22 protein-coding genes and 1 tRNA gene are annotated in these 23405 nt (G+C 52.5%); 17 read left to right on the forward strand and 6 right to left on the reverse strand.

Translation table 11 applies throughout. The annotated features are described in order from the left end of the window. Nucleotides 1-73: 73 nt before the first annotated feature. The 8 genes from panC (at nt 74) to H8B13_RS15950 (ending at nt 7848) form a co-directional block, all read left to right on the forward strand. Entirely contained in the window at nt 74-931 is an 858-nt protein-coding gene (gene panC, locus H8B13_RS15915; protein WP_187311804.1) for a pantoate--beta-alanine ligase, read from the forward strand. A 136-nt stretch (nt 932-1067) separates the two neighbouring features. Continuing rightward, the gene (locus tag H8B13_RS15920) at nt 1068-2600 is read left to right on the forward strand and encodes a S8 family peptidase (protein ID WP_187311805.1); all 1533 of its coding nucleotides are present in this window, start codon (nt 1068-1070) and stop codon (nt 2598-2600) included. A gap of 181 nt (nt 2601-2781) precedes the next feature. Beyond that, nucleotides 2782-3129 (forward strand): aspartate 1-decarboxylase, encoded by a 348-nt coding sequence (gene panD, locus H8B13_RS15925; protein WP_100338329.1) that lies wholly within the window; start codon nt 2782-2784, stop codon nt 3127-3129. Nucleotides 3130-3196: 67 nt separating this feature from the next. Beyond that, nucleotides 3197-4249: a lysylphosphatidylglycerol synthase transmembrane domain-containing protein gene (locus tag H8B13_RS15930; protein WP_187311806.1), complete on the forward strand. Its 1053-nt coding sequence runs from the start codon at nt 3197-3199 to the stop codon at nt 4247-4249. Beyond that, nucleotides 4233-4715 carry a D-glycero-beta-D-manno-heptose 1-phosphate adenylyltransferase gene (rfaE2, locus tag H8B13_RS15935; RefSeq protein WP_187311807.1) on the forward strand — a complete coding sequence of 161 codons (483 nt, stop codon included), beginning with the start codon at nt 4233-4235 and terminating at the stop codon, nt 4713-4715. The genes H8B13_RS15930 and rfaE2 overlap by 17 nt, the downstream gene beginning before the upstream one ends. Nucleotides 4716-4739: 24 nt before the next feature. Then, nucleotides 4740-5417 (forward strand): zinc metallopeptidase, encoded by a 678-nt coding sequence (locus tag H8B13_RS15940; RefSeq protein WP_187311808.1) that lies wholly within the window; start codon nt 4740-4742, stop codon nt 5415-5417. A 210-nt stretch (nt 5418-5627) separates the two neighbouring features. Then, nucleotides 5628-6767 (forward strand): acyl-CoA dehydrogenase, encoded by a 1140-nt coding sequence (locus tag H8B13_RS15945; RefSeq protein ID WP_187311809.1) that lies wholly within the window; start codon nt 5628-5630, stop codon nt 6765-6767. Nucleotides 6768-6924: 157 nt separating this feature from the next. Beyond that, nucleotides 6925-7848 (forward strand): helix-turn-helix domain-containing protein, encoded by a 924-nt coding sequence (locus H8B13_RS15950; protein ID WP_084443435.1) that lies wholly within the window; start codon nt 6925-6927, stop codon nt 7846-7848. Between the two features lie 90 nt (nt 7849-7938). Here H8B13_RS15950 and H8B13_RS15955 read toward each other — a convergent pair whose 3' ends face one another. Genes H8B13_RS15955 through H8B13_RS15965 form a run of 3 tightly spaced genes read right to left on the reverse strand, consistent with a single transcriptional unit; the run spans nt 7939 to nt 9865 of the window. After that, the gene (locus H8B13_RS15955; protein WP_187311810.1) at nt 7939-8706 is read right to left on the reverse strand and encodes a geranylgeranylglyceryl/heptaprenylglyceryl phosphate synthase; all 768 of its coding nucleotides are present in this window, start codon (nt 8704-8706) and stop codon (nt 7939-7941) included. Continuing rightward, the gene (locus H8B13_RS15960) at nt 8684-9490 is read right to left on the reverse strand and encodes a hypothetical protein (RefSeq protein WP_187311811.1); all 807 of its coding nucleotides are present in this window, start codon (nt 9488-9490) and stop codon (nt 8684-8686) included. The genes H8B13_RS15955 and H8B13_RS15960 overlap by 23 nt, the downstream gene beginning before the upstream one ends. Nucleotides 9491-9493: 3 nt before the next feature. Next, nucleotides 9494-9865, reverse strand: coding sequence for a phage holin family protein (locus H8B13_RS15965; RefSeq protein ID WP_187311812.1), 372 nt, complete (start codon nt 9863-9865; stop codon nt 9494-9496). Between the two features lie 151 nt (nt 9866-10016). Here H8B13_RS15965 and H8B13_RS15970 point away from each other — a divergent pair, with 151 nt between their 5' ends. Continuing rightward, entirely contained in the window at nt 10017-11159 is a 1143-nt protein-coding gene (locus H8B13_RS15970; RefSeq protein WP_187311813.1) for a J domain-containing protein, read from the forward strand. A 131-nt stretch (nt 11160-11290) separates the two neighbouring features. Here the strand turns inward: H8B13_RS15970 and nagB are convergent, their stop codons facing one another. Further along, complete coding sequence (gene nagB, locus H8B13_RS15975; protein ID WP_187311814.1) at nt 11291-13207, reverse strand: glucosamine-6-phosphate deaminase; 1917 nt, start codon at nt 13205-13207, stop codon at nt 11291-11293. Nucleotides 13208-13659: 452 nt separating this feature from the next. Then, a tRNA-Phe gene (locus H8B13_RS15980) sits at nt 13660-13732 on the reverse strand. Nucleotides 13733-13887: 155 nt separating this feature from the next. Between H8B13_RS15980 and H8B13_RS15985 the strand changes: the two genes are divergently transcribed. From H8B13_RS15985 to H8B13_RS16005, 5 genes are all read left to right on the forward strand, one after another. Then, nucleotides 13888-15279 (forward strand): 4Fe-4S dicluster domain-containing protein, encoded by a 1392-nt coding sequence (locus H8B13_RS15985; RefSeq protein ID WP_187311815.1) that lies wholly within the window; start codon nt 13888-13890, stop codon nt 15277-15279. Between the two features lie 100 nt (nt 15280-15379). Then, the gene (locus H8B13_RS15990) at nt 15380-16240 is read left to right on the forward strand and encodes a (Fe-S)-binding protein (RefSeq protein WP_187311982.1); all 861 of its coding nucleotides are present in this window, start codon (nt 15380-15382) and stop codon (nt 16238-16240) included. Between the two features lie 114 nt (nt 16241-16354). After that, on the forward strand, nt 16355-16855 hold the full coding sequence (locus H8B13_RS15995; protein ID WP_187311816.1) for a hypothetical protein: 501 nt from the start codon (nt 16355-16357) through the stop codon (nt 16853-16855). Nucleotides 16856-16955: 100 nt separating this feature from the next. Beyond that, on the forward strand, nt 16956-18887 hold the full coding sequence (locus tag H8B13_RS16000; RefSeq protein ID WP_187311817.1) for an OmpA family protein: 1932 nt from the start codon (nt 16956-16958) through the stop codon (nt 18885-18887). Between the two features lie 274 nt (nt 18888-19161). Beyond that, entirely contained in the window at nt 19162-19935 is a 774-nt protein-coding gene (locus H8B13_RS16005) for a DUF4476 domain-containing protein (RefSeq protein ID WP_187311818.1), read from the forward strand. A gap of 77 nt (nt 19936-20012) precedes the next feature. Here the strand turns inward: H8B13_RS16005 and H8B13_RS16010 are convergent, their stop codons facing one another. Continuing rightward, entirely contained in the window at nt 20013-20489 is a 477-nt protein-coding gene (locus tag H8B13_RS16010) for a DUF4293 domain-containing protein (RefSeq protein WP_166073699.1), read from the reverse strand. Nucleotides 20490-20580: 91 nt separating this feature from the next. Between H8B13_RS16010 and H8B13_RS16015 the strand changes: the two genes are divergently transcribed. From H8B13_RS16015 to truA, 3 genes are all read left to right on the forward strand, one after another. Continuing rightward, the gene (locus H8B13_RS16015) at nt 20581-21783 is read left to right on the forward strand and encodes a thiolase family protein (protein WP_187311819.1); all 1203 of its coding nucleotides are present in this window, start codon (nt 20581-20583) and stop codon (nt 21781-21783) included. Between the two features lie 16 nt (nt 21784-21799). Then, nucleotides 21800-22345 (forward strand): GNAT family N-acetyltransferase, encoded by a 546-nt coding sequence (locus H8B13_RS16020; RefSeq protein WP_187311820.1) that lies wholly within the window; start codon nt 21800-21802, stop codon nt 22343-22345. 76 nt (nt 22346-22421) lie between these two features. Next, a complete protein-coding gene (gene truA / locus H8B13_RS16025; protein ID WP_187311821.1) occupies nt 22422-23213 on the forward strand; it encodes a tRNA pseudouridine(38-40) synthase TruA in 792 nt (263 codons plus the stop codon). The last annotated feature ends 192 nt before the right edge of the window (nt 23214-23405 follow it).

A 23405-nucleotide genomic window follows, 5' to 3' on the forward strand; every position in this document is an offset into this window, starting at 1 on the left:
ACAAAATTAAACATTTTTAAGCGGAAATTCAATAAAACCCACCTGCGGGTCCTTCCCTCAGGCCTTCTACCTTATGGAGATACTGCAATCGGCCGCCGCGTTGCAAGCCCAAACCGAAAAATGGCGCCGCGATGGTCAACGCATTGGTTTAGTGCCTACTATGGGCGCCTTACACGATGGCCACCTACGGCTGGTACAAGCCGCCGCTGCTGAAAACGACGTAGTAGTAGTCAGTATATTTGTTAATCCAACGCAGTTCAATAATCCCGACGACTTTCGGCTTTATCCGCGCCTGCCCGAAGCCGATGCTGCTTTGCTTGAGCCGGTTGGATGCACCGCGTTGTTTTTGCCCTCGGTAGAGGAGATGTATCCTCAGCCCAGCAAGCTGCGCTTCGATTTTGGTTCCCTGGAGCAAGTCATGGAAGGGGCCCATCGCCCCGGTCATTTTAATGGAGTGGCCACGGTGGTAAGCAAGCTGTTCCACCTGAGCCGCCCTCATCGGGCTTATTTTGGCCAGAAGGACTTGCAGCAAGTCGCTATTATTCGCCAGCTAGTGGCTGACTTATCATTTGATCTGGAGCTTATTATTTTCCCAACAGTGCGCGAGGCCGATGGCTTAGCTATGTCTTCACGCAACAGGCGGTTATCAGCAGACGCTCGACAAATTGCCCCCCAACTCTATAAAGCCCTACAATTGGGTGCCAAATTGTTGGAGGAGAAGCGGCCCGTAGCTAGTGTAAAAAACGATGTTCTTCAATTTTTGGCGATGGAAGAAACCATTGTGTTGGAGTACTTTGAGGTAGCCGATGCCCATACCTTACAACCGATAGAGCGAATTTCTAAATCACAAGACGTTGCTCTTTGCATTGCCGCATGGCTGACAGAGGTACGTTTAATTGATAATTTGCTGATAAGTGATAAAGGCTTGTAAAACAATAATATATTACTGATTCAAATCCATATATAGTAAATTGTAGAAGGAAATTTTATATTTTTTCTGGTAAATGGACCAGTGTCAATATAATTTGAGTTATGTTAGTGCATCGATTAATCATATAAACTCAAGAATGAAGCACAAACACTTTACTCCAAAATTCCTTTCTTGTTTAGGCCTTGGTCTACTCTTCACCTTTGGGTGCAGCAAAGAGGATCTGAATCCTTCAGAAAATCTTAGCCAGCGCACGTCCACTAGCGCCACTGATGGATCAGTCTCGACTTCCGTCGTGCGCGAGGGCAATCAGTACATTATTATTTCGGCTACCGATGCACTGCCAGCAGATATTGAGGGCAAAGCCAGAGGAGCCAATGGTAAAGTAACCAAGCTACTCAGCGGTGTGGGTATTGCTACTGCTACTTCCGACGACCCGAACTTCATTGCGAAGGCCAGCAAAATCAGTGGGGTACGCTCGGTTATTCACGATTATACTTATCAGGGCTACGACCCACAGGAGCAGACCGTGGAGGCAGCGAATACCAATCCCCCCACCAGCGCCGACAACGATCCTGTTTTCCCCATACAGTGGGGCCATACTGCTATTCAGGCGCCAGAGGCTTGGCTCACCGGAGCTCGTGGCCAGAACGTGCGTGTAGCCGTGCTGGACGGAGGATTCTATCTGGGGCACCCCGATTTGGTAGGCAATATTGAGAAAAGTATCTCTTTCGTGCCTGGCCAACCAGCTCAGTTTAATCGCGAGCTCGCCAGAAACAGAAGTACTTTTAGTCACGGTTCGCACGTAGCAGGCACTGTTGCGGCCGTGGATAATACTAATGGCGGAGTTGGCGTAGCACCAGACGCTAAACTTATTTTGGTAAAGGTGTTAGGTGATATTGGCTCCGGGCAGTTCTCTTGGATAATTGCAGGCATCAAGTACGCTGCTGATGAGCAGGTTGATGTGATCAACATGAGCTTAGGCGCTAGGTTGCCCCGCAATGGTAAGTACATGGACAACAATGGCACACCAAATGATCCATCGGATGACTTTTTGGTGAAGGATAGCGAGGTTCAAAAAGAAGTCGCTGAACTAGTGGAGGCCATTAACAAAGTCACGACTTACGCAGCCAAAAAAGGCGTGACCCTTATAGCTGCGGCTGGCAACGACGGGATTGATGCCAAAGATCAGAACGCGACTTTTGTGCCCGCCGACTCGAAGCACGTGATTTCTATTTCGGCTACTGCTCCTTACGGTTTGGCACTGGATCCTAACACCAGCCTAGACCAAGTTGCTTATTATAGTAACTACGGGTCGCCGGCTATTGATCTCGCCGCTCCCGGTGGTAGTGCTGCGCATCCTAGTGTGCAAAGCGTGTTCTATAAAATAGGATTCGCGCCTGTTTATGCGTGGGACATGGTGTATAGCAGCGGAAGTCCCACAGGCTATAACTGGGCGCAGGGCACAAGTATGGCTAGCCCACACGCAGCCGGCGTAGCCGCTCTGATCATCAGTAAGAATGGCGGCCCAATGGCTCCTGAGCGGGTAGAAGCCATCATGCGTGCCTCGGCCGATGACTTAGGTACCCCCGGTCGTGATGATAACTACGGTCATGGCCGTGTGAACGCCTTACGCGCCGTAACTAGCGCCAGCCTAGCTCAGGCCAAGTAGGCTGTTGGATTAAAGCAAGTAAAAAGCCCCCCAGGTAGGCTAGTAGCAATACTAAGCCACCTGGGGGGCTTTTTTCTGAGCTTAGAATACGCCTGTCGGCTGCTAACAGAAAGTGAGGCAATGATGCATTCAAGACTCAACCCTTATCTTTGCCGCCCTTATTTCAAACGCATTTTCTTCTATGCATATCGAGGTTCTAAAGTCTAAAATTCACCGCGCCAAAGTCACGCAGGCCGAACTGCATTATGTTGGTAGTGTTACCATCGACGAGGACTTGCTCGATGCTGCCAATATGGTAGAAAACGAGAAAGTGACGATAGTAAATGTGAACAATGGCGAGAGATTTGAAACCTATACCATTCGCGGAGAGCGTGGCTCGGGTATGGTATGTCTTAATGGTCCTGCTGCCCGGCGCGTGGCCGTAGGGGATATCGTTATCATCTTTTCATATGCTCTCATCGACTTTGCGGAAGCGCGCGCTCACAAGCCAACGCTTGTCTTCCCCGATCAACACAATCGGTTAGTATAAGCTGAAGAGTGCAAATGGGTGGTGCGTTAACGCGCTACCCATTTGCCTGCCTCCTAGTCACGTTATTATGAAACAGCTGATCACTATACTTAAATATGCACTGCTATTAGCCTTATCGGGGCTGCTGATGTGGTATGCCGTGCGCGGGCAGGATCTGAGCCGTATCGGCGAGTACGTGCGGGATGCCAATTATTTCTGGCTGTTCGTTACTATGGTTTTATCCGTGTTGGGATATCTGAGCCGTGCTTATCGATGGAAAATGCAGATAGACCCGACCGGCTACAAAGCTTCTTATTGGGATGTGTATCATGCTATGATGGTGGGCTATTTGGCTAATATGGTGCTGCCACGCATGGGAGAAGTAATTCGGTGTTCCGTACTGCGTCGGAGTAGTGGCGTGCCTGTGCAAGTATCGTTGGGTACTGTCATTGCGGAGCGCGTCATTGATGTGCTTGTGCTTTTGGGGCTGCTAGGGGCAACACTTCTACTGGAATTTGATAAATTTTGGTCATTTGTAATGGGCTTGCTGACTGATAACTATGAGTCATTTGCTGCCTACCGAACCACATTGCTGGCCATTGCTGCTATTTCCTTACTATTGCTCCTGATGGGCGCCTATGCGCTATTAAGAAATTTGGAAAGGCTGCGTCAGAATGCGTTTTTCAACCGTATTGTTGGGCTGGCAAGAGGACTGCTGTCAGGCGTATTTAGTGTGCTGAAGCTCGAAAATAAAGGCGTGTTTTTGCTGCACACGCTCTTTACTTGGTTGGTTTATTATCTAATGGATTACCTGGCCTTTTTCGCCTTCCCCGAAACCTATACCCTAAGCATGATGGCTGCCTTGGCAGTGCTCACCTTCGGGGCATTTGGGATGGCAGCACCGGTATCAGGCGGTATAGGGACATTTCACATAATGGTGCAAGCTACACTGCTCGTGTATGGTGTTTCAAAGGAAGCCGGTATTGCTTATGCACTAGTAGTGCATGGGTCTCAAACCTTGCTGGTGGTATTGATGGGCGGAATAAGCTTCATAATGAGTATGGTGAAATCTGGCCGGATGGCTCGCCGCAAGGCTGTGTCTTTGGCCGTAGCTACAACTGCCGATGTGGAGCAAGGATAAGATTGTTGACCGTAGTGACTTAACGCCATTGCTAGAGCAGTGGCGCGCAGAAAATCGCCCGGTGGTCTTTACCAATGGCTGCTTCGACTTGCTGCACCTAGGGCACGTAGATTACTTGGAGAAGGCGCGGCACTTGGGTGGGGCATTGGTCGTGGGCCTGAATACTGACGCTTCTGTCAGCTGTTTGAAGCCGGGAAGGCCTCTACAGGACGAAATGTCACGGGCGCGCATCTTGGCGTCCCTTTTGTTCGTGGATGCCGTAGTACTGTTCGATGAGCCCACTCCGCTTACTCTGATTGAGTTGATTAAACCCGATATTCTGGTGAAGGGTGATGACTACGCAATCAGTGGAATTGTCGGCCACGAATTGGTGTTGAATAGTGGCGGGCAGGTACTTACCGTACCACTCGTAGCTGGCTACAGTACCACGCGGATCGTGGAGCGCATACGTCAGCTTCCTTCTTAATCATTCATTTTTCTCTCCAAGCCCATGTATCTATTCCTCATTCTGGCGATGGTTGTAAGCTGGCTCATTCAGTGGCGCTTGCGCAGCAAGTTCTCTGAATACGCCAAAATAGGTCTGCAATCAGGCTTGTCCGGTAAGCAAATCGCCGAGCTTATGCTGGCTGACCATGGCATTACCGATGTGCGCGTTATTTCTACTGAAGGTCGTCTTACTGACCATTACAACCCCGCCGATAAGACCGTGAACCTGAGCGAGGCCGTGTATGAAGAGCGTTCGGCGGCGGCGGCGGCTGTTGCGGCTCATGAGTGCGGCCACGCGGTTCAGCACGCTACGGCCTACAGCATGTTGCAGTTCCGCTCCGCTATGGTGCCCGCCTTGAGTGCCGTGTCGAAGTTTATGCCCTTTATTCTCATCGCTGGGGTATTTATGATTAATACCTCCATGATTCCGCTGGGTATTGGCATTGCATTGTTCGCTCTCACGACACTGTTTTCGTTTGTTACCCTCCCAGTTGAGTTTGATGCCTCCAAGCGGGCCTTGGCCTGGATTGATAAGCGTGGCATCGTGACAACCTCGGAGCATGCCATGGCTAAAGATGCTCTTTGGTGGGCTGCCATGACGTATGTTGTAGCGGCTATCAGCTCCCTCGCAACGCTGCTTTACTACGTTAGCATCTTTATGGGTGGCCGTAGCCGCGACTAACCTGGATGAGTAACTGGCTTTATTAGATTTGAACCACAAAAAAGCCCCCCAGAGCGACCGGGGGGCTTTTTTATTTTTTAAGCTAGACATTTGTGCTGGTAGATCGGTTATCAATGTAGCTAAGTGAAGCCCGAATGAGCGTAACTTGCCTGCCTCTCCCGAGTTAGTGATTAACTTTCCACCCTAGTTTCCCACCCAAGCTTTTTACGAATGGATTTTCAGTTCACCGAAGAACAACTGGCCGTACAAGCGGCTGCCCGCGACTTTGCCCAATCCGAACTTTGGGCCGGCGTTATTGAGCGCGACGAACACCAAAAGTTTCCTGCTGAGCAAATCAAGAAGATGGGCGAGCTCGGCTTCATGGGTATGATGGTCAGCCCGGAGTACGGCGGCGGCGGCATGGATACGGTATCGTACGTGCTGGCTATGGAGGAAATATCGAAAGTAGATGCCTCCTGCTCGGTTATTATGTCGGTAAACAACTCGTTGGTTTGCTGGGGCTTAGAGAAGTACGGTACGGAGGAGCAAAAGCAGAAATACCTGCCCCGTCTGACTAGCGGCGAAATCATTGGCGCCTTTTGCCTTTCCGAGCCCGAAGCCGGTTCCGATGCGACTATGCAGCGCACCACCGCCGAGGATATGGGCGACCATTACCTGCTTAACGGGACCAAAAACTGGATAACCAATGGCTCAACGGCCTCGGTATACTTGGTTATTGCTCAAACCAACCCTGAGTTAAAGCACCGCGGCATCAACGCTCTCATTGTAGAGAAAGACACGCCTGGTTTTGTGGTTGGTCTTAAGGAGAACAAACTCGGTATTCGGGGTTCCGATACGCATTCCCTCATGTTCACGGACGTGAAAGTGCCCAAGGAAAACCGCATTGGCGACGACGGCTTCGGCTTCAAATTCGCTATGCATGTGCTGGCTGGGGGGCGTATCGGTATTGCTGCCCAAGCACTAGGTATTGCCTCTGGAGCATTCGAACTGGCGCTGAAATATTCAAAAGAGCGCAAAGCCTTTGGCGTTGAAATCTCTAAGCATCAGGCTATTCAGTTCAAGCTAGCTGATATGGCTACCGACATCGATGCAGCCCGTCTGCTGTGCCTGCAAGCTGCTCAAGACAAGGATAACCACGCTGATTATACTAAGTCAGGTGCTATGGCCAAGCTATTTGCTTCTAAAGTGGCCATGGATGCAACTGCAGAAGCAGTGCAGGTGCATGGAGGCTATGGTTTTGTGAAAGAATTCCATGTGGAGCGCTTTTATCGAGACGCTAAAATCACCCAGATTTACGAAGGAACATCCGAGATTCAAAAAATTGTAATCTCGCGGGAATTATTAAAATAAGAAGTTCATAGCTTAAAATTTAGATTATTTGCATTAAACCCAGTCAGAAAATGGCTGGGTTTTTCGTTTTTGTGAATTTTTATATGTTGTTTTGCATTGTCTACCTGTAGACGCCTGTGCGGCCCCCTAGATATCCCTACCCAAAACATCCCCGAATATGGAAGATTACAATAAAGTGATTGAATCGCTTGGTGTACGTTACATCAAGGCGAAGAACTTGGTATTGCAACAGCCTTTTACGGTGCGCAATTACTATGATGTTGGTAACAATCTGATATTGCTGCACAAAGGCCACATTGCTTTCGGCGATGAGGAGCAAGCAGTAGAAGAGGGCGAAATGCTGTTCATACCGGGTGGCCGCGCTACAAAAGTGAACTACGGTGGCTCAGGGGGCAAATTGATCACCAACGACGACCTGATCAGCAACAAGGATAAGTTTTTCCATTCCAACTCCGACCTCGACCTCATCGGCGATGCAGAAGAGAGCCATAGCCACGTAAGTTTTGAGGCTAAGGTGTTTGACTCGGTCAACTTCTTCGCCTCGCTGGACGTGCCGGCCTTCCTGATTACCAATAACTCCAAGCTGGCTAACCTAGTCATTAAGGTGGTAGAGGAAAGCTTGCAGGAACTGCCTGGCCGTGAGCGTCTGATTACGATTTACACCGAGAATATTGTGGTGGAAATCGTGCGCTACATCTTGAAAAACAAGATGTTTGTGGAGCAGCTTGCTACCAACAGCACTTACTTCAAGGATCCACGCCTAATTGATCTGTTCAACTACATCAAGGAGAACATCGGTGGCGACTTGTCGAATAAGGTGCTTTCGAGCGTAGCCAACGTGTCGGAAGACTATGTGGGTCAGTACTTCAAGATGCTGACCGGTATCAATCCACAAGACTACATCGAATACCAGCGCATGGAGCGCGCGGTATTCTTGCTTCGCACGACCAAGAAGAGCATCCGCGATATTGGTAAAGAAGTGGGCTACAAGGACACGGCTTATTTCTGCCGTCGCTTCAAGATGATGTTTGGTATTCCTGCTGGCAAGATGCGCCGCCGCGAATCAGCTATGAATATCTAATTAAAGATTCTAAGTATAAAAAAGCCCCCCAGACCACGTCTGGGGGGCTTTTTTGATGTTAAGTACACAGCTATATTTTAAAAGCGCACTCTATACGGTATCAAGTATAGCGTTGAAGCTTTGAATAACTCCAGACATCTCAGCCAAAAACTGGGGGGCTTTTTCAATCTGATTGCCAACCACAATAACGTCGGCACCAGCCTCTAAAGCCCCCTGGGCTTTCTCCCTAGTGTTGATGCCGCCACCCACTATTACGGGTACTTCCACCGCCTCCCGCACCGCCCGAATCATAGCAGGCGCAACCGGATACATAGCGCCACTGCCTCCGTCAAGATACATCAGACGTAGTCCTAGCTGCTCGCCCGCCATAGCCGTGCAAGCCGCGATACTAGGTTTATCGTAGGGCAAGGGCGTGGTACCACTCATATAGCTGGCAGTAGTTTGTCGGCCAGTGTCTACCAACATATAGCCGGTGGGCAAAATCTCGAGGTTACTGGCCCTCAACAATGGCGCAGCTACTACGTGCTGCCCAATCAGGAAATCAGGGTTGCGGCCCGATATAAGCGACAATAGCAAGATGCCGTCGGCTTGAGTATCCAAGTGCAGGCTATGACTCGGAAACAGCAGCACAGGTACCGAGCTATTCCTCTTTATAAAAAAAATGAGCGACGCCTGGTGAGTATTCATCACCAGGCTGCCGCCCACAAAAAAGTAATCGATAGGATAAGTCTCGCTTAGCGCTAGCAAATGCCGACAGCCGGCCTCGTCCAGTTGGTCAGGATCGAGGAGCACCGCCAGAGATTTCTGGCCGCGCTGGCGGCGGTTGCTAAGCGTTTCATAGAGACTGCTGTGGCGCATCCGCGTCGTCGTGGTGATAAGTAAAGTCGATGTCCTTTGTTTCCGGTTCCATATGCGTTACCGTCGGATTGTCTGCAAGGTCGGAATTTTTGTTCACTGGCAAATATTCACCGACTTTTTTGGCCACATACGCCATCAAAACGGCTGTTACCTGGGCCGTTAGCATCTTACCTGTATCCGACTGCAGGAAACTTTGCAACACAGAAGCTACCATACTGGGTTGCTTCTGGGAATAGGACTGGTGAGCATCGAACGCTTGAACCGGCAAACGGCGCTCCTCATCGTAAGCGAGGGGAGGGAAAGGGTCGGTTTCGGCAGAAGCATGATATACGTCAGGCGCTAGATCGGCCCGATCGGCGTGGGGTGCATATTGTTGGCCACGGTCAAACTGATGTCCGCCACCGAAGCCATAGTCGTCGCCAACACTCTGGCGGCTAGCCTCGTGCACTGCCGGATTAGAAACATAGGACGCCCGATGAGCGTTTTTGTTTTGCTTTCTTTCCAGCTTTTCACGCTTCTTCTGCGCCTTGCGAGCTAGGCGGTCGTCCTCAAACTCTTCGTAGCCTTCATCGTCATCATCCGAGTCGTCGCGGCTGCGTAGCGCTTTAGAAATCAACCAAATGCCTCCCAGGATTCCTGCTCCAATGGCGGCATATTTGCCCACCTCCTGCGTCTTCTCTTTAATGTGGTCAACGTCGCCCAGCAGGGCACGCTCGTATTCGAGCTTCTGGCGCTCCAGAAATTCCTTTTCGTCCTCGAATAACGGGTTGTGTAGCTCTGCCATGAGTTAGTTACGCTTATCAGATTTATAGATCGTGTTGTCCAATGTTTTGTCGGCCAGGCCCTGAAACAGCTTCTTGTCGACACCAACCACAAAAATGATCAGCAGCAACAAGTAGAAGCCCGCTATTATTCCAAAACCCCAATAAGGGCTGTCGAGCGCTTCATTGAGAAGCAAGCCGAGAAATACATTCAGAAAAATGAAGAAGAATAGCCCGATTATCGCCATCGTGACACCATGCGCAGTAGCCACAAAAGCCATTTTTGCTTTCTCCTGCGCTTCGAGGCGCACCAGATCGATGCGTGTATCAAGGTAGCCTTTGAGGTTGCCTATCAGGCTGTCAGTGGGGGGCGTTTTAGAGTCGTCGTCGAAAGCCATACGGCGGAAGGATAGAATGGAAAGAAAAGTTGTTAGTAGGTCGAAGGCCAGAAAAAGCGCCTAGCAACTGGTTTTTCGGGCCAATTGCACATACGAAAAAGGCGGGTTTGTGTCTGAAAATTGAATTACTTTTACCCTATACTGCCGTGTTTTGAGTCAGAATCATTATCAAGTTTTAGGTGTAGGAGCCACGGCGTCGGTCCGCGACATTAAAGCGGCCTACAAGCGCCTAGCCATTCAGTACCATCCCGATAAGCACGGCGGTAGCACCCGATATGAGGAGCAGTTTAAAGCCGTAAACGCCGCTTATCGAGTACTTTCTGATGCGGGCCGCAGGGCCGTCTACGACCACCAGTTGCGCCGCGCTGCTCAGGCGCAGGAGGTGCAGCGCCAGCAGCAAGCTTATCGCCAGCAAGGCCAGCGCGTATATGGCGTGCCTATGCCGCCCCCGCCTGCCCCGATGCGCACGCGTACCCCGGCCGGGTCGGCGGAGCGCCACTACCGCACTATCCCGAAGCGCCGGAAGTTCACGCGCCGTGACTACCTGCTAACAGCCGGGTTCATCGGTCTATTCGTGCTGTTTATATTTTCGGTGAAAGTGACCATGGACCACGTAACGGCTGTGGGAAACTATGATGATGGACTGCGTGCCTATGCCGAGGGGGAGTGGAGCACTGCTCACAGCTTTTTTTCGGAGGCCCTGCACTTCAAGCCCGACTACACGGAGGCACTGCGTCGCCGCGCCGAAATCACGGAGCTGATTTATCATCAGCCCGCCATTGCACAAAATGATTACCGCGCAGCCTTGCCCCACACAACCCATCCCGCCGACCGCGCCTTTATTTTGCACCGGTTAGGCCGTTATGAAGCGCGCCAGCAGCAACCCGCCCAAGCCGATCAGCTACTGACCCAAGCAGTGGCGCTGGACTCAACGCGCGCTGGAGCCTGGATACTACGGGGCGAAATACGACTGCTCACCCAGCGACAGTTTGATCTTGCGGTCCGCGACCTGAGCACTGGTCTGCGGCAGCGTACCGTGGCGGGCAAGGCCCCAACGCTCTATGCGCTCACCTTGCGGGGGCTAGCCTACTACCGCCTCGGCGACTACGCCCGCGCTCAACAGGATTATCAGCTGGTAGCGAAAGCAAACCCTAATAATGGCCAGATTCACTATCTGTTGGGGCGCGTAGCTCAGCGCCAAGGCCAACTCGTGGAAGCATGCGCGGCATTCACGCAGGCGGTACGCTTAGGCTATAGTTTCGCCAATACAGCCCAAAAACAAACCTGTCAATAAAAAACCAGCCCAAAAAAGCCCCCCAATCTATTATCAGATAGCTGGGGGGCTTTTTTGGGCTGGTTTAACTTTGTCGAAGCGCTTGATAGGTTAATCGGATATGTGGTATTCGTTTCCAGTAAGATCTACTATCAGTAATGCCAACGCACAAAAGCTTCAATAGCCTCATACTCAGGCAGACCTAGGCGGTCGTAAATCTGCGCGGTGGTGCGGTTGCGTTCCTCGGCCCGCTGCCAGAACTCGCGCTGATCGGCACCAGGAAACAGCGGCCGGTCCTTCTGTGACTGATGCTTGAAGATGGCTCGCCGCTTACGCGTTAGCTCCTCCGGGCTGATGGGGACTGCCATTTCGATCTGATCGATGTCCCATTCCTGCCAGGCACCGCGGTAAAGCCACACCCAACAATCTTGCAGCCATTCCGCCCCTTCCGCTTTTAGGCGCTGTACTGCCTGAAAAATGGCCGACAGACAAACGCGGTGCGTGCCGTGCGGGTCAGATAAGTCGCCGGCGGCATAAATCTGCTGGGGCCTGATTTCATTCAGCAAGTCAATGGTAAGCTGAATATCTTCTTCGCCCAAGGGCTTTTTGCGTACGCGTCCGGTTTCATAAAACGGCAGATCCATGAAGTGTGCATTCTCGTCGGGCACACCGGCATACCGGCAGGCCGACTTCGCCTCACCCCGCCGAATCAATCCCTTAATCTGCTGTACCTCACTTGAGTCGACCTGACCGGGAGCCTTATTTTGCAGGAAGTCGACTACGCGCCTGTATAAATTCTCGGCAGGCTGCTCATCGAGGCGAAAAGCCTCATCATAGTCGGCCACAAACTCGGCAAAACGAATAGCTTCTTCATCGAATACTGCGATGTTGCCCGATGTCTGGTAGGCTACGTGCACCTCATGGCCCTGATCTACCAACCGTAGCAAGGTACCGCCCATCGATATTACATCATCATCAGGGTGAGGGCTAAAAATGAGCACCCGCTTCGGAAACGGCTCCGCTCGCTCGGGGCGGTGCGAGTCATCGGCGCTAGGTTTGCCCCCCGGCCAACCCGTAATGGTGTGCTGCAGCTCATTGAATACTTTAATATTAATACTATACGCCTGCCCCGATTCGGCCAGCAAACCCGAAAGCCCATGCTCGTTATAATCTTGATCAGTGAGCTTAAGAATCGGCTTTTGCAACTGGCGGGCTAGCCATGTCACGGCCTTGCGCACGAAGGCCGCATCCTGCCAGTTACAAGGCAGATCGGCTAACCACGGCGTTTTTCGGGCGGTCAGCTCAGCTCCGGCGGCCTCATCCAGCACAACGCGCACGTTGGGGTGCTTTTGTAAGTAAGTAGCTGGCACAGAGTCCGTCATGTCGCCTTCTACCATGCGCTTAATCACGGCGGCTTTTCCCTCGCCCCAGGCTAGCAATACAATTTCACGGGCTTCCAGAATAGTACCTACGCCCATAGTAATAGCACGCCGCGGTACGTTCTCTTCTCCGTAAAAGTCGCTGGCCGCGTCGGTCCGGGTAATATGGTCGAGCGTGATGAGGCGAGTACGGGAGGCCGCGCCGGAACCGGGCTCATTGAATCCAATATGTCCCGTGCGCCCAATACCCAGAATCTGCAAATCAATACCTCCTGCCTCCCGAATCTGCTCCTCGTAACGCCGGCAGAATTCCACCACCTCTTCCACCGGCACTGTGCCATCTGGAATATGCACATTGGCCGCCGGAATATCCACGTGGTCAAACAGATACTCGTGCATGAACCGCACATAGCTCTGTAAGGAATCCGGAGCCATTGGGAAGTACTCGTCCAGGTTGAACGTAATAACATTCTGAAAACTAAGTTCTTCCTGTTGATGCATTCGCACCAATTCCTCATAGAGGCGGGTAGGAGTGGAGCCTGTAGCTAATCCAAGTACACAGCTTCGTCCCTCCGCCGCCCGTTGCCGAATCAGACTCGCTATGTCTTGGGCTACGGCTACGGAAGCCTGTTCCGAGTCGACATAAACGGTAGTTGGAATGCGTTCGGTGGAAGTGTCTAGTAAGTTCATAGGAGCGAATGAAGGTGGCGCAGAAGTATTATCATCGGCTATTCAGCTGCCGAGCAGCTACAGGATGCATTCAGCTGGAAAAGAAGTGAAAAAAAGCTTCTTAGCGCAGATAGCGCTCGGTTTTTTTCTGAGTTGATGGTAATACATCAGCCAAAACCCCACTTCGCATTGGAATTAGCAGGCCGATGACAAGTAGTGAATACCAGCTAGCTTAGTAGCGGCTTGTCCAAATCTTATAGACAATCTGTGTACTTAGCTTTGCCCAAGTACACCGGTAAGTTTTTGATAGTATAAAGCCAGTACACCGCACGATTTGCTCTCCAGCGCCGTATCCAGCATTAAATTTGGCTGCCTAAGCTGAGGTGGTACGCTGTAGAATCTACCTATCATGCTTGACGATTTTACCCCAAAAACAAAAAACCCTCTCCGCTATTTGCGAAGAGGGTTTCTAGTGGTAACGGTTGGAATCGAACCAACGACACCAGCATTTTCAGTGCTGTGCTCTACCGACTGAGCTACGTTACCAACTTTCCTTAGTCCTTTACGGCTTAGGAGTGGCAAAAGTAGTAAACCAAAAGTAAGCTGCAACACTTACCTTAAAAAAGTTTTCGCTTAAAATCTTAAATTTGTTAGGCATAACGAGTACTTTTCGGTCGAACCCACCACCCAACTACTTTCCTGTGACTATCGAAAACATCATTTTCCTGCTGGTAGCCATTGTCGGTTTCGGCTTGTTTGCCTGGCAAGCGCGAAAGATCCGCGCCAACATTCTCGTAGGCCGTGACCGGGATATGTCGGGCAATATCGGGGAGCGGCTGCAAAAAACCTTACTAGTGGCTTTTGGACAACAGAAAATGTTCAAGCGTATTACACCAGCTCTGTTGCATCTGGTGGTGTATGTAGGGTTTTTGGTGATCAATATTGAGGTGATTGAAATTGTAATTGACGGCGTATTTGGTACGCACCGTGTTTTGCAGTTTCTGGGACCGGTGTATGATGTGCTGATGGCGACCAATGAGATATTGGGGGCACTGGTGATTATAGCAGTTATTGCTTTCTGGTGGCGGCGCAATGTGAAAAAGGTGCGTCGCTTCTCAGGGCCCGAAATGCGTGCTTGGCCGCGTATCGATGCCGATATGATTCTGTACATCGAAGTAGTGCTGATGGTAGCGCTGTTTGTGATGAACACATCTGATTTAAAGTGGCATCGTCTACAAAATTTGGAGATGCCGGGTTCATTTCCAGTTAGCTCATTACTAATGAGCATTTTCCCTAGTGATTTGAATTTGTTACACTTCCTGGAGCGTGCAGGGTGGTGGGCGCACATTGTGGGGATTCTGATTTTCCTGAACTACCTGCCGAGCAGCAAGCACTTTCACATTATCATGGCCTTCCCGAACGTGTACTACTCGCGGCTGGTGCCGCAGGGGCAGTTCTCGAATGTGGACAGCATTACCCATGAGGTAAAAGCCATGATGGACCCTAGTTATCAGGTGCCCGCCCCACCAGTAGGTCCCGACGGCTCGGCGTTAGCGCCTACCTCATTTGGAGCCAAAGACGTTGAAGATTTAGCTTGGACTAATCTGCTCAACGCGTATTCCTGCACGGAGTGCGGACGCTGCACTGCCTCGTGCCCAGCCAATATCACGGGTAAGCTATTGTCGCCGCGTAAGATCATCATGGATACCCGCGACCGGATGGAGGAGAAGTACAACTCTCCGCTGATTTTTCAGCCTAACCAATACGGTGACGCTAGCAAAGGCACGGAGCGGGTAAAAGTAGAAGCTGATCAAAACACGTTGCTGCGTGGTAAGGTAACGCCCGAAGAGCTGTGGGCTTGCACAACCTGCAACGCCTGCGTGGAGTCGTGCCCAGTAAATATTAACCCGCTCGAGTCTATCATTGAGATGCGCCGCTTCTTGGTGCTAGAAGAGTCGGCTGCACCGCATTCGTTGAATGTGATGTTCTCCAATATTGAGAATAATGGTGCGCCGTGGGCTTTTTCGCCCTCCGACCGCTTCAATTGGGCTGATGAACTGTATTTGGCCGAGAAACAAGCTGTAACAGCATAAACCAAAGCGTCATGCCACCCAACGAATAGCATGGCAAACGATATCAAAAACTAACTAAATGGCTGAGCAAATCACCAAGCGTCAAGTTACCGTTCCTGTTATGGCCGATTTGGCTGCCCGCGGCGAGCAACCCGAAATTCTGTTTTGGGTGGGTTGCGCAGGCGCCTTCGACGACCGCTATAAGCGCGTGACCCGGGCTTTTGTACGCATTCTGGAACACGTAGGCATAAAGTACGCTGTGCTGGGCATGGAAGAAACCTGCACTGGCGACCCCGCTAAGCGCGCCGGCAATGAGTTCCTGTTTCAGATGCAGGCCATGCAGAACATCACTACCCTGGATGGCTACCAGATCAAGAAGATTGTGACGGCCTGCCCGCACTGCTTTAATACGATAAAGAACGAATACCCGGCGCTGGGGGGCAATTATGAAGTTATTCACCACAGCACGTTCCTTCAGCAGCTTATCAACGAAGGCAAAGTAGGCGTGGCTGGCGGCGGCGAGTTTAAAGGTCGGCGCATTACGTTCCATGACTCTTGTTACCTGGGCCGGGCCAACAATATTTACGAAGCGCCCCGCGACGTACTAGCCACCCTCGATGCTGACTTGGTGGAGATGAAGCGGAGTAAGGCTAATGGCCTGTGCTGCGGAGCGGGTGGCGCGCAGATGTGGAAAGAAGCAGAGCCGGGCAACAAAGAAGTGAACATCGAGCGCACTGAAGAAGCTCTCTTTACGCTGGATGGCAACGCTCCTGCATTAGCGCAAACGCGTGGTGTAGAAGATGGCAATGCCGGCGCTACGCCAAGCCCGCGCACTAACGGGCAGGGGGCAATTATTGCGGTGTCGTGCCCTTTCTGCATGACCATGATGAGCGACGGTGTGAAGAACAAAGAGCGTGAGTCGGATGTGCAGGTTTTCGATTTGGCGGAGCTGATTGCTAGTGCTGAAGGATTGAACGCCTAGCATCGAGCTGGAAGGCATTTTTGTTTATTCGAAACAGCCTCGTCGGAACTTCCCGGCGAGGCTGTTTCTTTGTATCATTAGAGTGTGTATTTCTAAGTTTCAAGCTACTCCTCCATGTTTGTTCCGTTCAAAGAATTGCCCCCCAGCGCCCGCATTTGGATTTATCAGGCTGACCGGCCGCTTACGGAGGCAGAGCTAGCGGCTGTTGAGCCCGCGCTGGCTCAGTTCGCCGCCGAGTGGACCAGTCATGGCCGCACGCTACGCGCTTCGGCGGCCTTTCGGCACGGACAGTTTTTGGTGTTGGGCTTAGATGAAGCGGTAGCTGGTGCAAGTGGCTGCTCTATTGATGCTTCCGTGCGATTTGTGCATGGCTTGGAGAAGCAACTGGGTGCAAATCTGTTGGAGAAGTCGCACTTAGCTTTCCTCGTTGATGGACAGGTGCAGTTGCTCGACCGGCGGGCGTTACGTGAGGCGGTGGCCACTGGCAAGCTCCAGCCCGAAACGCCTTATTTTGACAATACCATTGCCCAGCACGGCAAGCTAGCGGCAGCGTGGCCCGCACCGGCCGCTGAGACTTGGTTAGCCAAATACTTTCAACCCTCGCCGCAGCGTTGAACTTACGGCTCTACTCCTGCCGAAACTTAGTATTATTGTTAGGCATAACAACATTGCTAGTCTACGCTGCCAGCTTTACCCTTCCTACTGCTTTCCTTCTATGAAGAATTCTATTGTTGTATGGGCTGCCGCCGGATCAGTGGCTGCGTTGGGCCTTAGCGGCTGCGCTACCTCCGAATCTGGTACGAAAGCCGATAAGCGCTTTGCTCGCGGTGAATATGAAACGGCTATTGCCTTATACAAAGCGCAGGCGGAGCGGGGCAAAAATGCCCCCCAAAGCAATTTTCGGGTAGGCGAAGCCTATCGACTATCCAACCGTATCGAGCAGGCCGAGCTATATTATAAAATGGCCGTTGGAGCAGGCTTGAAGAACGCTGATGCTGGCTTCTATTATGGATTGGCACTAAAAGCCAATGGTAAATACGATGAGGCTATTGCCCAGTTTGATGACTACGTAAAGCTGGGCACTAACCGCGCCTTGGCTGCCCGGGCCGAAATAGAGGCCAAAAATACACGCTTGAGCAAAGAGCTTTTGGCGCTAAAAACGCGCGATGAAATTCAACCCCTCGATCAAGTAAACTCCGAGTCGGCGGACTTTAGCGCCACCATGATTCCGGACACCAAGGAAATTGTGTTTGCCTCGGGCCGAGATGGAAAGAAGTACTTAGGCAATGGGGAAGGGTTTAATGACCTGTATGCCATTCGCTTTGAGGATGCGGAGAAGATGACTGGCGGCACCGTTCGCAAGCTGGATCCCATCTTTAACACCGAAGGCATGCACGAAGCAAGCGCCACGTATAGCCCCGATGGCAAAATGGTCGTGTTTGCCCGCTCGAATAGTGGTAAGAAAAAGGGGTACCTGAGCGTTGACTTATGGGCTTCTTACTACCGCAGTGGCGCCTGGACCGAGCCCGCGCTCATCAATATCAACGACCGCACCACTGACGACTTCTCGCCTGTTTTCTCCCCCGATGGCGAAACGCTCTACTTTGCCTCCGGCCGTAAAGGTGGCGAAGGCGGCACCGATCTTTACAAAGCGACCATAGCCGCCAATGGTCGTTTCGCGCCCGCCGAAAATCTGGGTCCTGAAATCAATACGCCGGGCAATGAGAGCTTTCCTGCCATTGCTCCCGATGGCACGCTGTTTTTCTCCTCCGACGGGCACCCCGGCATCGGCAAGCTGGATGTGTTTGTGGTCGATAAGGGCAAAGTGCGCAATCTGGGCGCGCCCTTCAATAGCAGCGGCGACGATTTTGCTCCCTACTTCACGGCCCAAAACGTGGGTGTATTCTCTTCGAACCGGGCAGGTGGCAAAGGCAGCGACGACTTGTACCGCTTCCGCCGCAATACCACCAAGCTCGTCAACTTCTTCGTGGATGGCACTGTGCTGGAGCGCGACGCCAAAACCGGGACTACGAAGCCCGTCGCCTCCGAAAACGTGGAGTTGTTTGCCAATGGCAACCGTAAACTTCTGGAAGTCACCACCGATGCTGACGGTAAGTTTAGCTTCAAGCTCGACTCGGCCACGACCTATGCACTGGTGGCTGACCGCCCCGGCTACTTCACGGCCCGTACTTCCGTAACGACGGTAGGCAAGATGCCGGCTCAAGATCAGTTGCCGGAATTAGTGAATGACATTCGCCTGCCCGCGACACTCACGCTCAATAAGATTGTGAAGAACGTGGCCATTGTAGTCGAGAATATCTTCTACGATTACAACAAAGCCGACATTCGTCCTGATGCCGCAATTGAGTTGGACAAGCTGGTTGAAACGCTGAATGACAACCCCAAAATCACGATTGAGCTAAGCTCCCACACTGACTCGCGCGGTAAGGACGCGTATAACGCCAGCTTATCGCAGCGTCGTGCGCAATCAGCGGTCGATTATATCATTTCCAAAGGCATTGCGAAAGAGCGCATTACGGCCAAAGGCTATGGCGAAACGCAACCAGTCGTTCGCAACGCCAAAACCGAGGAGCAGCACCAGCGCAACCGTCGTACGGAGTTCAAAGTGACGCGCATAGCTGAATAACGATCTGCATAGAACCAAAAAAGCCCCCCGTACACGTACGGGGGGCTTTTTTGTGCTTTGGTGTATCCCTCAATCTTGTGGTAGCTAATTTCAGCAACACACCTAAGAACAAGTGATAGAGATAGTTAGAAACGACCTAAAGTAATAAGAGGCTGATAATTAAAACGCTAACCTTACTATGAAATCGAATAGGATTTACTATATTCAAAATGGCATAATACTTGGCTTAAAGAAGCTATCGGGAGCATCCCTATTGCTCTCACATTCTTCACACATGAAAAAGGCCTTACTTCTGAGCATCAGTTTGCTGGTGCTATTATCGGCCCAGCTGCGTGCGGCGCCGGTTATTGTCAACTTTGCTTCCGAGCGCGGGGTGCCGTTTCACTTGGTATTCGATGGGCAGCCGCTGACGCGTGGCGGCGTACGCCAAGTGTCCATCGACCGCCTTGCTCCGGGTTTCCACTGGGCTGAATTTCGAATTCCGACGCCTTACGGTCGGGCCGTCAACTACCGTACGCGCGTGTTTCTGGATCCGGGGTTGGAGACTAGCTACGTGCTTATTGCCCGTAATGGCTTCGCGCCAGCGTTGCGGAAAGTAGCTGCCGTGCCGCTCGGCCTAGGCCGCGGACCTGGCCGTCGGGCGTATCCCGATGACGTCATTTACGATGATGACCGACGGGAGCCGAACGCGCCCGTTGACCCTTATGGGGCGTACCACAACGGTCCGGGCACGGCCTACCCTGGCGCTTATCAGGTAATGACGCCGCAGGACGTCGACGCGTTGGCACAAGCGCTGGCAAATCGTTCCTTCGATAGCGACAAGCTGCTAGTGGCCCGCCAAGCCTTGAGCGAAACGGGCATCCGGGCCGATGATTTGCGCCACCTGCTCACGCAGTTCGACTTCGATAAAGACAAGCTGGAGTTAGCCAAATATGCGTACCCTGCGGTGGCTGATCGGCAGAATTTCTATCGGGTTTACGACGTGTTTCGCTTCAGTTCCAGCGCCCGTGAGCTGGAGGCTTTCGTAGAGCGCAACCGAGGGCGATAGATAATCTATTAAGCATTAAAAAAGCCCCCCAGAATGTTTCTGGGGGGCTTTTTTGTGACTCGGTAGTGCAGTAGAAGTTACCGAAGCCGGTCCATGCTGCGCACGAGTTGCTCGTCGCGGCGGATGAAGCGGTTGGCCAGCACATTGAGCAGCAGCGCGAGAGTAGGCAGGTAAAAGCCGGCCTCAAACTCGCCGGGAACTTTGATATTGAGCAGTTGCTCGCCTACCCCAGAGTAGTAGAAGCCCGCGCCAATGGTAGCTACAATCAGCAGAAAGTTGACTAAGCCTAGCTTAAGCTGGCGGAAACGATTTTTGAATTGGAAAATTTCATACACCGCCACTGCCGCCGAAACCAGCGCCAAAATAGCAATGAGATAGGTTGGCGTCGGCGCTGGTGAGCCCGCTTGAGGGTTTGTAAAAGCCAGTTTGTAGGCCGATAGCACTACTTCTTGCCCGGTTAGGGGGTCGGTTTTGCTCCAGATGGGCAATACTAATACACTCAGCATGGCCAAGGCCAGCAAAAGAAGGAACACGCTTTGGATTCTTTGTATCATCTTTGTGGTTTGACGGTTCGCGCCGCGTTGCCGAAGCCTACGGGCCGGCAAAAGTAGCCAACAACGACCGTAATAACCGCATTCCAAGCCAATGCTAAGTGCTTATATAGTAGATGCCGTCCGCACCCCTATCGGACGGTTTGGCGGTGCGCTCAGTAGCGTCCGCCCCGATGACCTCGCCGCACACATACTGCGCGAGCTATTACGCCGCAATCCAACCTTGGATAAGGCGGCCGTAGAAGACATTATTATTGGTGCCGCCAACCAGGCTGGCGAAGACAACCGCAACGTGGCTCGTATGGCTGGCCTGCTAGCCGGCTTGCCCACTACGGTGCCCGGCAACACCGTAAATCGCCTGTGCGCTTCAGGTTTGCAAAGCATTATTGATGCTTCGCGGGCTGTGCGCTGCGGTGAAGGTGACGTGTATTTGGCCGGTGGCGCCGAGAGCATGACCCGCGCTCCTTTCGTGATGGCGAAGTCAGAAACAGCCTTCGGCCGGGAGCTTACTGCTCATGATACCACTTTGGGCTGGCGTTTTGTGAATCCGAAGCTCTCGAAGCTGCATCACCCATATGCCATGGGCGAAACGGCCGAGAACGTAGCCCGCAAATACGGCATCACGCGTTTGGAGCAGGATGAATTTGCCTTTAACTCCCAGCGCAAGTATCACCGTGCCAACGAGAAAGGCCGTTTCCGCCGCGAAATCGTGCCTGTATTCGTGCCCAACCCCAAGGGTGACGCTGCCTTGTTTGACACCGATGAGCCACCGCGCTTGTCTACCTTGGAGAAATTAGGCACGCTGAAACCTGCTTTCCAGCCCCAAGATGGTACCGTAACGGCTGGCAACTCAGCTGGCATCAACGACGGCGCGGCCGGAGTGATAGTAGTGAGCGAAGAGGCACTGCGGCGTTATAACCTCAAGCCTCTGGCCCGCGTGGTCGCCTCCGCCGTTGCTGGTGTAGATCCGGCTTACATGGGTCTCGGACCAGTGCCCGCCAGCCAAAAGGTATTGCAGCGCGCAGGCTTGACCATGAACGATATGGATTTGATTGAGCTAAATGAAGCGTTTGCCGCTCAGTCCATAGCCTGCATGCGCGACCTAGAGCTTGATCCTGAAAAAGTGAACGTCAACGGTGGCTCTATTGCCATCGGCCACCCGCTGGGCGCTAGCGGTTCGCGTATCACGGCGACGCTGCTGCACGAAATGCAGCGCCGCGAAGGCGTGCGCTACGGACTGGCTACCATGTGTGTAGGAGTAGGGCAGGGTGCGGCAGTAATTTACGAGAAGGTCTAAATTTGCCCCCCAGCTTATGTCTGCTGCCCGGCTGCGCCCCACGTTGGAACTACTCGTGCATGGGGCGCGGCTGCGGCCCTGGCAGCTTAGTGATGCTCAGGCATTAAGCACGCACGGTAATAGCCGCGCCATCTGGCTTAACCTGCGCGACCGGTTCCCCAGTCCCTATACGCTCACTGATGCTGAGCACCATCTGCGCTTTGTATTAAGTCCGGAAGGCATGACCGACGTGCACTTGTGCATAGAGGTAGATGGGGAAGCGGCCGGGAGCATCAGCGTATTATTCAAGCAAGATGTCAATCGGCGTTCGGCAGAAATCGGTTACTTTCTAGGGCAGCAGTTTTGGGGCCGCGGCATCACGACAGCGGCAGTTGTCGCCTTGACGGACTACGCGTTCACCAATTTTGACTTGTGCCGCCTGTATGCTGTGGTGTTTGCCCCGAATGCTGCTTCTGCACGCGTGCTGGGAAAGGCTGGTTATGAGCTAGAAGCGCGCTTGCGTAAGAGTATCACCAAGGATGGCCAAATTATGGATTCTCTGCTTTACGCTTCAGTAAAGTAGCATAAGCAGTAGCTTGCGCCTTATTAAACGGCCTCAGACAGTGCAGCAATTGTGCTCGTCAAAGCCTCCGCTCTACATGCGCTATTTTCTTCATCTGGCCTACGATGGCACCCGTTTTCACGGCTGGCAGGTGCAGCCTAACACCCTTACGGTACAGCAAGAGCTAGACCGCTGCCTCTCGCAGGTATTGCGCCAGCCCGTCTATACGGTAGGCAGTGGCCGCACTGATACGGGCGTGCACGCCAGCCACCAGGTAGCGCACTTCGACGCCGATTTGCCCCCCACGCTGGACGAGGCCACCATTTTGTATCGCCTCAACCGCGCATTGCCCCCCGACATTGCCGTGCGGCGCCTGCATACCGTACCCGACAAAGCCCACGCCCGCTTCGATGCCGAAGCTCGCACCTACGAGTACTTCGTGCGCCTCATTCCTGATCCGTTCGGGGTTAATCAAAGCCTTTACCTAGATCGTGCGCCGGACGTGACCGCGATGAATACTGCGGCCGCCTACCTCATCGGCTCCCGCGATTTTACCAGCTTTTCCAAAGTAAAAGGCGGCGAAAACCACTACATCTGTGTGTGTTATGAAGCGGGCTGGCATTCTATTCCGGGCGGTTTGGTGTTTCGCATTCGGGCCAACCGGTTTGTGCGCGGTATGGTGCGCTTGGTGGTAGGAACGCTGCTGAGCGTAGGCCGGGGCAAGCTGACACCGGAGGAGTTTGGCCATATCCTACATACCCAAAGCCGTATTGCCGCTAGTGGCGCTGCGGTGGCGAAAGGCTTGTTCCTGAGCCGAGTTGAGTACCCGTCGGAGTTGGTCGCAGCCGAAGAGCCTACCGGAATGCCGTACTTTGTGCCGACTTCTTAACATCCTTCCTCCGCAGGAGTGACGAGTGTGGGGGGCAAAAGTGAGTGTAAGCCGCTGCTGTTTTTGCAACCTCTAAGGCTTATGTGTGGTTACTTCTCCTTAGTACCCTGTATTGATTAAAAAATCCTCTGTGGAGCAAACAACTACCGCCACCAAAACCGGCAACATCTTCGATTGGCAGGTGCTAAGCCG

This window comes from Hymenobacter sp. BT188, from assembly GCF_014333585.1.
Lineage (GTDB): Bacteria > Bacteroidota > Bacteroidia > Cytophagales > Hymenobacteraceae > Hymenobacter.